We start from the raw sequence: 14,636 nt of genomic DNA, 5'->3' as shown, positions 1-14,636 counted from the left end.
CGGAATGGCTGCCAGGCCCAATACGGTTGAGTTAGAACCAGAATGGCACTTACTTAAGCGGTTTCCGGCTCCCGTAGGGCGGATAAGCGAAGCGCATCCGCCGCCCCAGGCCTTGCAACTGGTGGATGCGCTTCGCTTATCCACCCTACAAATAAGGCCATTTGCGCTTAAGTCAGTGCCATTCGAGTCAGGCCACTTTTGTGTTTGTGGGGTGCGCCACGCGCATCGCCCCAGAGCTCGCGCGGGTTTCAGACTTTTTGGTGCGCGCGGCGCACCCTACGGCTGGGTCTTAAACTCAACAGTACTGACTGCTAGGCCCGCGAATTCACGCGGCCGCTGCCGCCACGCGGGCGGCCGTCGGGGCCGTAGAGGTCCCTGCCCGCAGTTTCCTGCAGGGCGTTCAGCAGACGCTGGTTGTGCTCCATGCGGATGCCGATCAGCAGGCCGTTGGTGCGGTTGAGATCCGCGGCCCGGCCGGCCCGCTCGCGGACGGCGTGCCACAGGGGCAGGCAGCCGGCATCGGCGGCGGCGCGTTCGTCGCCGTCGCGGTCGTCGCTGTAGCCCAGGAGGCAGAGTGCCCGGCGGCGCTGCCGTTCGAAGTGTTCCAGTTCCTCCAGCCGCTCGCTTTTGCGTCCGGCTATCTGGGACAGCCGGGCGCCGTCCACCTGGCCGGCGGCCAGCAGCCGGCGCTCCTCGCACAGCAGCTCGACCAGGCTCTCCAGATGCGCCCTGTGATGTTCCAGGTGGCCGGCCAGCGTCATTGAGAGTCCTGTTTGAGGAAGGCGCGCACACTATCGATCAGGCCGTCGGCAATCCTGTCGGCGCGGATTTCCAGGCGGCCCTCGGCAATCGCCTGGCGGATTTCCTGTACCCGTGCGAGATCGATATCCCGACTGCTGTCGGTGGTAAAACTGTGCAGGCGGCCGGTGTCAAAGGCTTCCTTCCCAGTGGTGTCCCCGGCCGTGCCGGCTGTCCTGTCTTTGCCGTTGCCCTCGCTCACCGCCTTCGACGGTGTCAGATGGGAAATGTTGTCGATCTTCAAGGGGACTCTCCGTCGTGCTTTCTCTGGATAATCGGCGATTTCCCCGGTTTCTTTAGTTTCTGCACGTGACTGGCATCATTTTTTTCAGAGCTCGACCCGCACGCGGCCGGGGCCGCTCACCAGGGCGGATAGCACGCTCCGGTCCGGCAGTCGCACCCGCACTGACTCGCCCAGGGCGCCCCCTTCCAGCGCCCGACCTTCCCGGGCGATGCGAAAGCCGTGACCGCGGGCCTCCACGGTCACCTGCTGGCGCCGCTCCACCAGCGGCGGCGCTTTCAGCAGGTGGCTCTGCAGTACGGTGCCGGCCCCCAGGGGGCGGGTGGCCACGCGGCCGAGGACCTTTTCCCGTTCGAACACCGCGCCCCGGGGTAGCGCCCCCAGGTCCCCCCGGGCGCGGGTCAGCATGTCCGCGGTCAGCGGTGTGCCGGCCTCCACCGGCCCGGCGGTGACCCAGTAGTTGCCGGTCACCGTCACCCGGGCCTGGAGGTAGCGCACCCGCCGGCCGCCCTCTCCACAGCGCACGCCCACCGTTACCCGACCCCGGAGTTTCTGCTTGCCGCCGGGCAGGAAAGGCCGCGGCCGCTCACAGGCCGGCATCCGCGCGGTGGATGGCTGCACTTCGATGCGCACCTCCCCGCCGGGCGGCAGGCTCTGCCGCTGCAGAAAAGTGCGCACCGCCTCGGCCACCGGATCGGCGGCGCAGGGCAGGGGGAGGATTGCCAGCAGCAGGGTGCTCAGAGATTTGTGCAGGCTCATCGTCGCGACACCGGTTGCCGTTTTCGGGGATTCTAAGTGGGTTGCAAACCGGCGAACGGCGGAAATGGCTGCAAAAACCGGGTCTGTTTGTCCCTTTGGCCTGACGCCGGGCGCTTTAGTCTCCAGCCTGACCAACGAACCTTTGGAGTTCCGGCATGATCGACCGACTCGCCGCCGCGCTGAATTTCGACCGCGAGGCGCTCAACCTGCGCCACGAGCGCCAGAAGGTGCTGGCCGGCAATATCGCCAACGGGGATACGCCCAACTACAAGGCCCGCGACTTCGATTTTTCCCGGGAGCTTTCCCGCGCGATGGAGGGTGGGGAAGCCGGGAGACTGGCGCTGCGCACCACTTCGCCCCGCCACTTGGCCGCCCGGGCTTCCGGGGAGCCCGGCGTGGAACTGCTCTACCGGCTGCCGGACCAGCCCAGCCTGGACGGTAACACGGTGAACATGGACCTGGAGCGCACCAACTTTGCCGACAACTCGGTGCGCTACCAGGCGGCACTGACCATTCTCAACGGCCGTATCCAGGGCCTCAAATCGGCGATGCAGCCGGAATAACCGCGAACAGGAGAGCCCCGTGTTTTCGATTTTCCAGATCTCAGGCTCGGCCATGGCCGCCCAGGCCCAGCGCATGAATGTGACCGCCAGCAATCTGGCCAACGCCGATAGCGTGGCGGGCCCGGACGGGCAGCCCTACCGCGCCAGGCAGGTGGTGTTCGAGGCGCGCGGCCGGGACACCGGTGGCGTGGGGGGCGTGGCGGTCACCCGCGTGGTCGAGGACCCCTCGCCGCTGCGCCGCGAGTACCGACCGGAGCACCCCCTGGCCGACGAGCAGGGCTACGTGAGCCTGCCCAACGTGGAGCCGGTCGACGAGATGGTCAACATGATCTCCGCGTCCCGCTCCTACCAGGCCAACGTGGAGGTCCTCAACACCGGCAAACAGCTGATGATCAAGACCCTGACCCTGGGAGAAAGCTGATGACCGTAAGCAACGTTATCGACAGCGGCGTGCGGGATGCCCTCAACGCCACCACCTCCACCCGGAGCGATGCCGCGGACCTGCAGGGCAGCTTTATGACCCTGCTGGTTACCCAGCTGAAGAACCAGGACCCGCTCAACCCCGTGGAGAACGCGGAGATGACCTCGCAGCTGGCGCAGATCAATACCGTCAGCGGGATCGAAAACCTCAACGAGACCCTCGAGGGTATCGACGGCCAGCTGGACACTGGCCGGGCGCTGCAGGCCGCCGGGCTGATCGGCAAGGGCGTACTGGTGCCCGGCGACCGGGTGCTGGTGGGCGAAGAGGGCAGTGCCACGCCCTTCGGTATCGAACTGGGGCAGTCCGCCGAGGAGGTGACCATCACCATCCGCGACGGCAACGGCGAAGTGGTGCGCCGTTTCGAGCCCTTCGCCCTGGAGGCGGGCAGCGAGTCCTTCACCTGGGACGGGGTTATGGACGACGGCACCACCGCGCCCCAGGGTGCCTACACCGTTTCCGTGGAAGCGGTGAGCGACGGCAGGGCCCTGGACCCCGTCACTCTCAACTACGCCCAGGTCACCGGCGTGAGCCTGGACGACGGCGGCGCGCCGCTGCTGGATCTCGGCGGCATCGCCGAACCGGTTCCCCTGGACGATATCCGCCAGATTCTCTAACGCCCGGATTTTCCAACAAGCAGGAGCAAACCATGGGTTTTTCACAGGCACTCAGCGGCCTCAACGCCGCCGCCACCAACCTGGATGTGGTGGGCAATAATATCGCCAACTCCCAGACGGTCGGGTTCAAGTCCTCCGGCGTACAGTTCGCGGACGTCTACACCGGGGCCATGGCCGGGCAGGGCACCCGGGTGGCGTCGGTGCTGCAGGATTTTACCAACGGCACCCTGGAACCCACCGGGCGCGACCTGGACCTGGCGATCAACGGCAGCGGATTTTTGCGCTTTGCCCAGAACGACCAGGTGGTGTACTCGCGCAACGGCCGACTCACCCTCACCCGCGAGGGCTTCCTGGAAAACGCCCAGGGCGCCCGCCTAACCGGCCTCCCCGCCGGCGTGGGCAGCGGCGGCCAGCCGGAGGTGCTGCGGGTGCCCGCCGGCGGCATGAACGCCAATCCCACCACCGGCGTGGAGGCGTCCTTCAACCTGGATGCCACCGTCGACACGGTCGACCGCACCGCCGTGCCCTTCGACCCGGCCGACGGTGACAGCTACTCCTACGCCAACACCGGCACCGCCTACGACTCCCTCGGCGTGCAGCACACCATGACCACCTACTTTACCAAGACCGCCGACAACACCTGGGAAGTGCGCGTGGCTGTGGACGGCGCAGCCGATACCACTACCGGCCAGTTGGTCTTTGACACCAACGGCACCCTGGACGAAGCGGCCAGCACCTCCCCCGGCTACAGCTTCACCCCGGGCGGAGGCGCGGACCCGATCAACTTCGCCATCGACTTCGACGGCACCACCCAGTTCGGCAGCGACTTCGCCCTGGGCTCGCTGACCCAGAACGGTTATGCCGCCGGCGCGTTGGTGGGCATCGATTTCGACGACGCCGGTAATATCCTGGGCAAGTATGCCAACGAACAGACCCAGGTGCTGGGCACCATCGCCCTGGCCAACTTCCGCAACCCGGAGGGGCTCTCCCCCCGGGGCGACAACACCTGGGTCGAAACCGGCGCCTCCGGCCAGCCGCTGTTGGGCCTGGCGGGCGCCGGCCAGTTCGGCAAGCTGGAGTCCGGCGCGGTGGAGGTCTCCAACGTGGACCTCACCAACGAACTGGTAGACCTGATCGTGGCCCAGCGCAACTACCAGGCCAACACCCAGACCATCAAGGTGCAGGACGAGGTGCTGCAGAGTGCGGTGAACCTGCGCTAGTGCCATCACCGGGCGCCAGCGATGGGCAGGGAGAGTCGTGCCGTTCGACAGCAGCCTCGCAAAGTATCAAACAGGCCCGAATGGGCCGGGAGCTGAAAGATGGATCATATCCTCTACACCGCCATGAGCGGCGCCAGGCAGAGCATGGAACAGCAGTCGGTGGTCAGCAACAACCTGGCCAACGCAACCACCGCCGGCTTTCGCGCGCAGTTGCACGCATTGCGCGCGGTGCCGGTGCGGGGCGACGGCCTGCTGCCCACGCGGGCCTCGGTAATGGCGTCTACGCCGGGTTCGGATTTCAGCACTGGCCCGGTGAATGCCACCGGCCGCGACCTGGACGTGGCCATTCAGGGCGATGCCTGGCTCGCGGTACAGGATGCGGGCGGGGAAGAAGCTTACACCCGCCGCGGTGACCTGCAGGTGGATGCCACCGGCGTGATTACCAGCGGCGGCCGGCCGGTGATCGGCGAGGGCGGGCCCATCGTCGTGCCCCTGGGCGCCTCCCTGTCCACGGGCGCGGACGGTACCGTCAGCGCCATCGGCGCCGGCGAGGACCCGGAGGCCCTGGTGCAGGTGGGCAGGCTCAAGCTGGTCACCCCCGGCGAGGCCGGTTTGCGCCGCGGCGAGGACGGCCTTTTCCGCGCGCCGCCGGATGTCGCGGGCAACGTGGACCCGCTGCCCCGGGACGAAAGCGCAGGGGTGATATCGGGAGCCCTGGAGGGCAGCAATGTAAGTGCCGTGGAATCCATGGTGGCGATGATCGACAACGCGCGGCGCTACGAGATGCAGATCAAGGTGATCGAGAGCGCCGACGAGAACGCCCGCCGGGCGGACAGGCTTTTGTCCACTGAATAACAATCTGCCCCCCCTGTAGGAGCGGGCCATGCCCGCGATCTGCGTTGGTTGAACCCACAGGCCAATCGCGGGCAGGGCCCGCTCCCACGGGGCAATTCGGGCTATAAGAGGAGACGACGATGATCAAATCCCTGTGGACGGCCAAGACCGGCCTCGAATCCCAACAGGTCAAGATGGACGTGATCGCCAACAACCTGGCGAACACCGGCACCAACGGTTTCAAGAAATCCCGCGCGGTGTTCGAGGACCTGCTCTATCAGAACCTGCGTCAGCCGGGCGCGCAGAACGATATTCAGAACGCTCTGCCCTCGGGCATGCAGGTGGGCAGCGGCGTGAGGCCGGTGGCCACCGAGCGGCTGCACAGCCAGGGCGGCCTGGAGAACACCGGCAACTCCCGGGACCTGGCGATCAACGGCAAGGGCTTTTTCCAGGTGCGCATGCCCGACGGCGCCGTTGCCTACACCCGCGACGGCAGCTTCCAACTGGATCAGAACGGTCAGATGGTGACCTCCAGCGGCTACCCCCTGGAGCCGGCGGCGATCATCCCGGAAAACGCCCTGTCCATCACCATCGGCAAGGACGGCCTGATCTCGATCACCGAGCCCGGCTCCAGCCAGAACGTGGAGGTGGGCCAGCTGACCCTCTCCACCTTCGTCAATCCCGCCGGCCTGGAAAGCATCGGCGAGAACCTCTACCTGGAGACTACCGCCTCGGGCATGCGCAGCGAGAGCATGCCGGGCATGAACGGCGCCGGCAGCCTGTACCAGTCCTACGTGGAGACCTCCAACGTCAATGTGGTGGAGGAGATGGTCAACATGATCCAGACCCAGCGCGCTTACGAAATCAACAGCAAGGCGGTGCAGACATCCGACGAGATGCTCTCGCGCCTGGCCCAGCTGTAAGGCCGGGGCCATGTTTTTCGCGGTGAAAAAATCCCTGGTGGTGGCGCTGGCCCTGCTCGCCACCGGCTGTGCGCAACTGCCGCGCTTCTCGGTGGTGAGTGACGAGGAATGGGTGGAAATACCGCTGCCGCCGCCGGCGCAGGCCAACGGTGCCGTCTACCAGCCGGCGCGTGGCTACCGGCCGCTGTTCGAGGACCGCCGCCCGCGCATGTCCGGCGACTTGCTGACGGTGGTGTTCAACGAACAGGTGAGCGCCTCCAAGCGTTCGGCGAGCAATGCCGACCGCAGCGGCGCCGCCTCCCTGACCTCCACCGTGGTGCCGGATGGCCTCGAGAGCCTGGAGGAATACGGCTTCGATATAGAGGGCACCAACGACTTCGAGGGCGGCGGCGGCTCCCAGGCGCAGAACACCTTCACCGGCACCATGACGACCACGGTGCTGGAAGTGCTACCCAACGGCAACCTGCGGGTGCGCGGCGAAAAACAGATACAGATCAACCAGGGCGCCGAGTTTATCCGCTTCTCGGGCATCGTCGACCCGCGCGAGATCTCCGGCAGCAACACCGTGCGCTCCACCCAGGTGGCCGACGCGCGCATTGAATACGTCGGCGAAGGCTATATCGATGAGGCCCAGCAGATGGGCTGGCTGCAGCGCCTGTTCCTGAATATTTCCCCCTTTTGAGCGGCGACCATGCGACTCCTTTTCCCGATTCCGCTCCTTTTGATCCTGTCGGTGCTTGCCGGCGTCGCGCGCGCCGAGCCCCTGCGCGAGCTGGCGGATTTCGCCGGCGTGCGCGACAACCTGCTGGTGGGCTACGGGCTGGTGGTGGGCCTGGACGGCAGCGGCGACCAGACCATGCAGACGCCCTTCACCACCCAGAGTCTCAGCAATATGTTCTCGGAGCTGGGAATTACCATTCCCCCGGGCACCAACATGCAGTTGCGCAATATCGCCGGGGTGATGGTCACCGCCGAGCTGCCGTCCTTTGCGCGGCCCGGCCAGCGCATCGACGTGGTGGTGTCCTCCGTCGGCAACGCCCGCAGCCTGCGCGGCGGCACCCTGCTGATGACGCCGCTGAAAGGCGCGGACGGGCTCACCTATGCCCTCGCCCAGGGCAACCTGCTGGTGGGCGGCGCCGGCGCCGAGGCCGGCGGCTCCAGCGTGCAGATCAACCAGCAGGCGGGGGGCCGCATCAGCGGCGGCGCCGTGGTGGAGCGGGAAGTGCCCCTGGAACTGGGGCTCGGCGGCGTACTGGAACTGCAACTCAGGGAAGCGGATTTTGGCACCGCCCAGCGCGCGGTTCGCGCCATCAACAGTGAATTCGGCCAGCCGGTGGCGGCGGCGATGGATGCCGGGGCAATCCGCCTGCAGGGGCCCGACGACCCCAACGCGCGGGTCAATTTCATGGCTCGGGTGGAGCGGGTTCAGGTGACACCCAGCGAGGCTCCGGCGCGGGTGGTAATCAACGCGCGCACCGGTTCGGTGGTCCTCAACGGCCGCGTCACCCTCCGGCCGGCCGCGGTGGCCCACGGCAACCTGTCGGTGGTGATTGACACCCGCTTCGGCGTCAGCCAGCCGGCGCCCTTCGGCCAGGGCGATACCGTCGTGGTGCCGGACAGCGATATCAGCATCCGGCAGCAGCACGGTTCGCTGCAATTGGTGGAGGGCGCCGACCTGATGCAAGTGGTGGACGCCCTCAACGCGCTGGGCGCCACGCCCCAGGACCTGATGTCGATTCTCGAGGCGCTCAAGGCCGCGGGTGCACTGCGCGCGGAACTGGAGATACTGTGATGGGACCGGATTTACCACACACGGACTTCGCCCTGGATATGCAGGGCCTGGAGCGGCTCCGGCGGGGTGCCGCCGAGGACCCGGAAAACAACCTGCGCGCGGCCGCGGAGCAGTTCGAGGCGCTGTTCCTGCAGAAACTGATGCAGAGCATGCGCGACGCCTCGCCGCGCTCGGAGCTGATCGACAGCACCCGCATCCGCTTCTACGAATCCCTGTTCGACCAGCAGCTCTCCCAGCACCTGGCCGGACGGGGATTGGGGCTGGCGGAGCAGTTGGTGAAGCAGTTGTCCGATTCGTCCGCCGTCGATGAATAGAATCCCCGTAGGAGCCTGCTTGCAGGCGAACAGCTACGAAGTTCTGTTCCTTTTCGCCTGCAAGCAGGCTCCTACAGGTGCGGCTTCCCGAATGCAGCAATTAAAGAAAGAAGGTCCGCCGGCCGATACCCGAGGTGTTGGCTTTACGGAAAGGCAAGTTTGTAGGATGGGCAAAGGAGCGCAGCGACGTGCCCATCACAGGCACGGCTGATGGGCACGCTGCGCTTTGCCCATCCTACGGCTACGAACAGCCAGGGGGTTAACAGGAAGCAAACATGAGTATTTTTTCGATCGGGTTAAGCGGCCTGAACGCCGCGCAGAACGCACTCAACACCACCGGCAACAATATCGGCAACGTCTACACCCCCGGCTACAACCGCGAAATCACCCTGCTGGGCGAACGCAACGCCGGCGGCGGCGTGCAGGTGAACGACGTCCAGCGCCAGTTCGACCACTACGTCTCCGCCCAGCTCAACGCGGCCAACAGCAAGACCAGCGCGCTGGATACCTACCAAACGCAGATAGCGCAGATCGACGACCTGTTGGCCGACCGGGAGGCGGGGCTGGCGCCGCTGATGCAGAACCTCTTCTCCGCCATCGAGGACCTGGTCAGCGCGCCCGCGGACCCGGCGGCGCGACAGGGCGTGATCGGCGCGGCGGACACGCTCAGCGCCCAGTTCCGCGCCTTCGACGGCTACCTGCAGGATATGCAGGACGGCATCAACGGCCAGATCGGCGACGAGATTGCGCAGATCAACAACACCGCCGAACAGGTCGCCGAACTCAACCGCGAAATCGCCCTGGCCAAGGCCAGGACCGGCGAAGCACCCAACAGCCTGCTCAACCAGCGCGACCAACTGGTAGCCGACCTCAGCAAACGCATCGACGTGCGCCTCACCGTGCAGGAAAGCGGCACCTACAACCTGTCCATCGGCAACGGCCAGCCGATCGTCGCCGGCTCCCGCAGCTTCGGCCTGGAGGCGGTGACCGCCTCCTCCGATCCCACCCGCACCGCGGTGGGCTACCGGGATTCCGCCGGCAACCTGGTGCAGCTGGATGAGGACACCCTCTCCGGCGGCTCCCTGGGCGGGCTGCTCAGTTTCCGCCGGGAAGCCCTGGATACCACCCGGAACCAGATTGGCCAACTGGCGGTGTCCCTGGCGGGGGGATTCAACGAACAGCATCGCGCCGGTGTGGACCTGAACGGTGACCCGGGGGGTGATCTGTTCGCCGTGGGCCAGCCGCGCGCCTTCAGCGACCCCGCCAACGCCGGCGGTGCCACCATCGGCGCGGCATTCGGCGACCTGGACCAACTCACCGCCAGTGACTACGAGCTGCGGGTGACCGACGCCGCCGCCGGCGAATTCCAGGTCACCCGCCTCGACAGCGGCGAAACCTTCACCGCCACCCTCGACGGCAGCGACCAGCTCAACTTTGGCGGCGTGGTGGTGACCATCGGCGACGCTGCCACCCTGGCCGACGGCGACCGCTTCCAGTTGCAGCCCACCCGGGGCGCCGCCGGCGGCATGGAAAACCTGATCCGGGACACCGGCGAGATCGCCGCCGGTGCCGGTGGCGGCAGTGGCGACAACGAAAACGCCCTGGCACTGCAAAAACTGCAGGACGAACTGCTGGTGGGCGGCGGCGCCACCCTGAACGGCGCCTACGCGTCCCTGGTCAGCGATGTGGGCAGCCGCTCCAACATCGTCCAGGTAAACCTGGACGCCCAGCAGGGCCTCAGCGAACAGCTGCGCGCCCTGCAGCAGTCCGAATCCGGGGTGAACCTGAACGAGGAAGCCGCCAACCTGATCCGGTACCAGCAGTACTACCAGGCCAACGCCAAGGTAATCCAGGTGGGTTCCACCCTCATGGATGCCATTCTCGGGCTGCGATAAGGAGACAAATCGATGCGCGTCAGCACCGTCACCATGTACGAGCAGAGCATGAACTCCATGAACCGCCAGCAGGGCGAGTTTCTCAAGGTGGGCCAGCAGATCGCCTCCGGGCGCCGGGTGGTCAACCCCTCCGACGACCCCCAGGCGGCTTCCCGGGCGGTGCAGGTGTCCCAGTCCCTGGCGGCCACCGAGCAGTACGGCGAGGCCCGGGTGAGCGCCCGCAACGCCCTGGCCCAGGAGGAGAGCGTGCTCGACAGCGTCGGCGACGCCATCGCCAGCGCCAAGGCGCTTGTCATCCAGGCGGCCAGCGACACTCTCAGCGACGCCGACCGGGCCTCCGTGGCCAGCGAGCTGCGCGGCGTCTACGAGACGGTGATCGGGCAGGCCAACGCCGCCGACGGCAACGGCCGCTACCTGTTCGGCGGCTACCGGGACGGCAGCGAGCCCTTCGTGCGCGCCGCCGACGGCTCGGTGAGCTACGTCGGTGACGCCAGCGCCCGCCAAGTACGCATCGATGCGTCCCGGCTGATGTCGGTGGCGGACAACGGCGAGACGGTGTTCCGGAGCGTACACCCCAGCGCCGGATACGTCGCTGAAGCGGGCGGCGCCAACGCCGGCAGCGTCACCTTCGCGGGGCCCCGGGTAGTGGATGAGACCGATCCGGGCTTCGGCGGCGCCTATGAAATCGCCTTTTCGGTAACCGGCGGCAGCGCCACCTATTCGGTAAACGGCGGGCCGGCACAGCCCTACGAGGAGGGCTCGGCGATCGAATTCGGCGGCCTGTCCCTGACCCTCAAGGGCGCGCCCGCCGACGGCGACCGCATCGATGTGGACCTGGCCGAAAACATGAATACGGACCTGTTCGCGACCTTCGAAAAGGCCCTGGCAGTGCTGGAACAGCCGGCCGGCACCGATGCGGAGAAAGCCGCGCGCGGGAACACCCTGAGCACGGTGATGCGCGAGTTCGACAACAGCCTGGACAATGTACTCACCACCCGCGCCTCCGTGGGCGCGCGGCTCAACGAACTGGACGTGGTGGACTCGGTGGCCGGCAACCGCGCGCTCAACTACGAGCAGGCCCTGTCGGACCTGGTGGACCTGGATTATGTCGAGGCCATTTCCGAGTACAGCCTGCGCCAGGTGGGCTTGCAGGCGGCGCAGAAGGCCTTTGTCGATATCAAAGGCATGAGCCTGTTCGACCGGCTCTGATCCTCCCCCTGATGGGCACGCTCCGCTTTGCCATGCTCGCGTCCGTAGGATGGGCAAAGCGGAGCGTGCCCATCAAAGTTTCGGGGTTCAGTTCCGGCTTTTGTGCCATGTTTGATCGGGTAAAGTGGCCCCCCGTCAAGACAGGTTTTGCAGGAGTAAAAATCTGTCAGGCAAATAAAATAAAGAGCTGGTAGAACACATCTGCTTCTATCGCTTGCTCTGATCGACCCTATTCATACAGCAGCCCGAGCCCAAGCCTTGTCGGCGGAGAAGCGCGAACGGGCGCCGGCGCCCGGCTTCGACCTCACCACCCTGCACACCATAGAAATCACTGAATTTCCTCGGAGGGGGTTATCTCCCGGTTGGCGCTTATGTCATTAATTTTCACGTGAATGGCACAAGAAACCTAATCTGCAATTGGTGTGAGTCGAGATGCTGCATAGCATGGTGGGTTTTTCATGTGCTGCCTCGCACAAAGCTTGCCGAATTTTAATGATTTATGCGCATTATCGAAATTTTTCCAAGTTATAGAACTCGTGCGTAGTTTGGAAATCTTGTCCGGGCTGATTATGGTATGGTCATATTATATTAGATATTATCTGTCTTCCTATCTTAGTGAAATCTAGTTTCTTTGCACGGTTGTACTAAATAAAAACATTCACCAACGGGTTTTGTCCGCTTTAGGCGTGTGTTGTCTAACCCCTGACAAAAGCGAGAAGCATATTATGATGATGAGAAATATAATCTGGCGGCTGGGGTCGCTGACAGTTTTACTTTCATGTGCTCAACTAAGTTGGGCCATTGATGATGGGATCTATACCATCACGTCCAAATACAGTGAAAAGTTGGTAGAGGTGGGATCCGCCGATACCGCCGATGGGGCAAACGTTATCCAATGGTCTGCAAATGGAGGCGCCACCCAGCAGTGGGAAATTTCTAATGTAGGGGGCGATGACTATTCCGTCGTTAACGTGAATAGTGGGAAGGCCATGGAGGTGTACGACTTCAGCACCGCAGATGGCGGCAATGTGGTCCAGTGGGAATACTGGGGGGGTGAATCACAAACGTGGACTATCACTGATCAGGGCGATGGCTATTTTAGTTTTATCAATAAACACAGTGGCAAAAGTCTCGACCTGTTAGATTGGGATACCTCTGATGGCGCAAACATTGCGCAGTGGGAATGGTGGGGTGGCGACACCCAGTTGTGGGCACTTGATCTTGTCGGGGGCAACAACCCCAACCCAACAAGTGTGACGCTTGAAGAGGAAGGTGGCTTTTGTGACGTAGATGGTAGCGTCGACACAAATCACTCCGGCTTCAACGGTAGCGGTTTTGCTAACACTGACAACAACATCGGTACCGGGATCACCTGGGAAGTCGAGATTGGTCAGGCCGGCAGCTACACTTTGCAATGGCGCTATGCTAATGGTGGTGCGAGTGGACGTTTTGCTGATGTGCTTATTGATGGTGAGCTTCAATACACCGGACTAACTCAGGCCACCACAGGTGGATGGACAAACTGGAGTAACAGCGAAGCCGTCGAATTGTGGCTGGACCAAGGCAGCCACACAATTCGTCTGCAGGCTACCACTGCTGAGGGGCTGGGCAATATCGATAGCTTGACCGTAACTGGCAGCGCCGTCAGCGTCGGTGATTGTTCCGGCTCCGGCGGTGTGAAGAACCCCCCGGAAAAGAGTGCGGGTTGCGGCAACCCCCTATCGCTTACGAACGGTAGGAACACCATTATTAGCAGTGGTATAGAGCGCGAATACTTTGTCACCCTTCCCTCTAATTACGATCCTAATGAACCTTACCGCTTGTTTTACGTTTCGCACGGTTTAGGTGGGGTTGGCGAACATGTCTATAATACTGACTTCTTAAACTGGTTTGGCTTAAGGACCCAGGCGCTCAGGGATAATGTCCCGGCGATTTGGATCGCGCCGACAGCCATCGATCGGTGGGATCAACGCGATCATCCTTTATTTGATGACATCACTAATTTCATAAAAAATAGCCTGTGTGTTGATACCACGCGGGTATTCGTCTCGGGCATGAGCTTCGGGGGGATGATCTCTTATTCACTGTCCACCAATCACCAGGACGTAATCCGCGCAGGTTTCGGGATGTCTCCCGCGAACTTCAATATTTGGTTGCCCAACCCAAAACGCACTGAACCCATCGCCTGGATGCAGACAACCGGCATGGCCGACTCCATCACTCCTTGGGATGCTGGCGGCGGACGCGGTGCGAAGTACATCGCTTTGGAGAAAGCGCGCGATAACGGATGTAACGTGCCAAACGACATTGAAACCTGGGTTCCAGGAAGTCCCTCCCAGCATTTATGCGTTAATATGGAAGGCTGTGATGAGGGTTATCCCGTGAAAGTCTGCACCTTCGATGGAGGTCACATTCACGACCATCGGGAGCCCGGCGCGGCTGAATCCTGGATTCCCGCAGAGGCTTGGGATTTCTTTATGCAGTTCTGACCAAGCGAACAGGATCGACCTGTGAGGTTGATCGCTTTGACTATTGAAATAGCCCTGGCCATTTGGTCGGGGCTATTTCAAATGCTGCGCAATAAACGCGTATCTCAATCGGATTCCCTGGCGAAGAAGATCGCCGCCTATACGAACACAGGGCTTTGACTCCACTTCCCAACAACACTAGAATGCGCTCCCTGCATCAGGTGCCTGCTCGACCCTCTCTCGCCCGGGCGGTCTGGAGCAGGATAAGCGGGAAGTGTGGTGCGTTGTAACCACTCCATTGGAATGCAAGAGTCGTTACAACAAAACCTCCGCTGCCCCCGCAACGGTAAGTGAATCCACCGGATTCACAAGCCCGAAACCGGCCTGTTGGGAAAACACGGTTTTGCCATTCGTACAGTATCTGTGACGATGAAGCGGAGGGCTTCTGAGTGCGGTCTGTACTCGCATTCTTTTTCGGGTTCCGTCGACCTGTCATTCCTCTTCTCGCCGTGAAACAACACGTTT

Annotated in this window: 15 protein-coding genes and 1 riboswitch; of the genes, 12 read left to right on the top strand and 3 right to left on the bottom strand. The window is 63.6% G+C overall.

Translation table 11 applies throughout. The features are described from left to right. Positions 1 to 311 precede the first annotated feature (311 nt). From ACRC0P_RS02895 to flgA, 3 genes are all read right to left on the bottom strand, one after another. The gene (locus ACRC0P_RS02895) at positions 312 to 761 is read right to left on the bottom strand and encodes a flagella synthesis protein FlgN (RefSeq protein WP_438628282.1); all 450 of its coding nucleotides are present in this window, start codon (positions 759 to 761) and stop codon (positions 312 to 314) included. Next, positions 758 to 1,042: a flagellar biosynthesis anti-sigma factor FlgM gene (gene flgM, locus ACRC0P_RS02890; protein WP_438628281.1), complete on the bottom strand. Its 285-nt coding sequence runs from the start codon at positions 1,040 to 1,042 to the stop codon at positions 758 to 760. Before flgM ends, ACRC0P_RS02895 begins: the two co-directional genes overlap by 4 nt. Before the next feature lie 84 nt (positions 1,043 to 1,126). Continuing rightward, complete coding sequence (flgA, locus tag ACRC0P_RS02885) at positions 1,127 to 1,798, bottom strand: flagellar basal body P-ring formation chaperone FlgA (protein WP_438628280.1); 672 nt, start codon at positions 1,796 to 1,798, stop codon at positions 1,127 to 1,129. 155 nt (positions 1,799 to 1,953) lie between these two features. Between flgA and flgB the strand changes: the two genes are divergently transcribed. The 12 genes from flgB (at position 1,954) to ACRC0P_RS02825 (ending at position 14,132) form a co-directional block, all read left to right on the top strand. Beyond that, entirely contained in the window at positions 1,954 to 2,361 is a 408-nt protein-coding gene (flgB, locus tag ACRC0P_RS02880; protein WP_438628279.1) for a flagellar basal body rod protein FlgB, read from the top strand. Between the two features lie 19 nt (positions 2,362 to 2,380). Continuing rightward, positions 2,381 to 2,782 carry a flagellar basal body rod protein FlgC gene (flgC, locus tag ACRC0P_RS02875; RefSeq protein WP_438628278.1) on the top strand — a complete coding sequence of 134 codons (402 nt, stop codon included), beginning with the start codon at positions 2,381 to 2,383 and terminating at the stop codon, positions 2,780 to 2,782. Beyond that, a complete protein-coding gene (flgD, locus tag ACRC0P_RS02870; protein WP_438628277.1) occupies positions 2,782 to 3,456 on the top strand; it encodes a flagellar hook assembly protein FlgD in 675 nt (224 codons plus the stop codon). Before flgC ends, flgD begins: the two co-directional genes overlap by 1 nt. A gap of 32 nt (positions 3,457 to 3,488) precedes the next feature. Beyond that, the gene (gene flgE, locus ACRC0P_RS02865; RefSeq protein WP_438628276.1) at positions 3,489 to 4,676 is read left to right on the top strand and encodes a flagellar hook protein FlgE; all 1,188 of its coding nucleotides are present in this window, start codon (positions 3,489 to 3,491) and stop codon (positions 4,674 to 4,676) included. A 99-nt stretch (positions 4,677 to 4,775) separates the two neighbouring features. Then, complete coding sequence (locus ACRC0P_RS02860) at positions 4,776 to 5,531, top strand: flagellar basal body rod protein FlgF (RefSeq protein WP_438628275.1); 756 nt, start codon at positions 4,776 to 4,778, stop codon at positions 5,529 to 5,531. 119 nt (positions 5,532 to 5,650) lie between these two features. Further along, the gene (gene flgG / locus ACRC0P_RS02855) at positions 5,651 to 6,433 is read left to right on the top strand and encodes a flagellar basal-body rod protein FlgG (protein ID WP_438628274.1); all 783 of its coding nucleotides are present in this window, start codon (positions 5,651 to 5,653) and stop codon (positions 6,431 to 6,433) included. Between the two features lie 10 nt (positions 6,434 to 6,443). Continuing rightward, complete coding sequence (locus ACRC0P_RS02850) at positions 6,444 to 7,115, top strand: flagellar basal body L-ring protein FlgH (protein WP_438628273.1); 672 nt, start codon at positions 6,444 to 6,446, stop codon at positions 7,113 to 7,115. Between the two features lie 9 nt (positions 7,116 to 7,124). Further along, on the top strand, positions 7,125 to 8,225 hold the full coding sequence (locus ACRC0P_RS02845) for a flagellar basal body P-ring protein FlgI (RefSeq protein ID WP_438628272.1): 1,101 nt from the start codon (positions 7,125 to 7,127) through the stop codon (positions 8,223 to 8,225). Further along, on the top strand, positions 8,225 to 8,539 hold the full coding sequence (locus ACRC0P_RS02840) for a rod-binding protein (RefSeq protein ID WP_438628271.1): 315 nt from the start codon (positions 8,225 to 8,227) through the stop codon (positions 8,537 to 8,539). Before ACRC0P_RS02845 ends, ACRC0P_RS02840 begins: the two co-directional genes overlap by 1 nt. Before the next feature lie 275 nt (positions 8,540 to 8,814). Next, complete coding sequence (gene flgK / locus ACRC0P_RS02835; protein ID WP_438628270.1) at positions 8,815 to 10,434, top strand: flagellar hook-associated protein FlgK; 1,620 nt, start codon at positions 8,815 to 8,817, stop codon at positions 10,432 to 10,434. 12 nt (positions 10,435 to 10,446) lie between these two features. Continuing rightward, a complete protein-coding gene (gene flgL, locus ACRC0P_RS02830; RefSeq protein ID WP_438628269.1) occupies positions 10,447 to 11,643 on the top strand; it encodes a flagellar hook-associated protein FlgL in 1,197 nt (398 codons plus the stop codon). Positions 11,644 to 12,368: 725 nt separating this feature from the next. Further along, positions 12,369 to 14,132: an RICIN domain-containing protein gene (locus ACRC0P_RS02825; RefSeq protein ID WP_438628268.1), complete on the top strand. Its 1,764-nt coding sequence runs from the start codon at positions 12,369 to 12,371 to the stop codon at positions 14,130 to 14,132. A gap of 181 nt (positions 14,133 to 14,313) precedes the next feature. Beyond that, positions 14,314 to 14,513: riboswitch (cobalamin riboswitch) on the top strand. Positions 14,514 to 14,636 lie beyond the last annotated feature (123 nt).

Origin of the sequence: Microbulbifer sp. (assembly GCF_051659245.1) — a bacterium.
Lineage (GTDB): Bacteria > Pseudomonadota > Gammaproteobacteria > Pseudomonadales > Cellvibrionaceae > Microbulbifer.
Note: the sequence above shows the minus strand (reverse complement) of the source record. Positions and strands in the feature narration are given on the sequence as shown.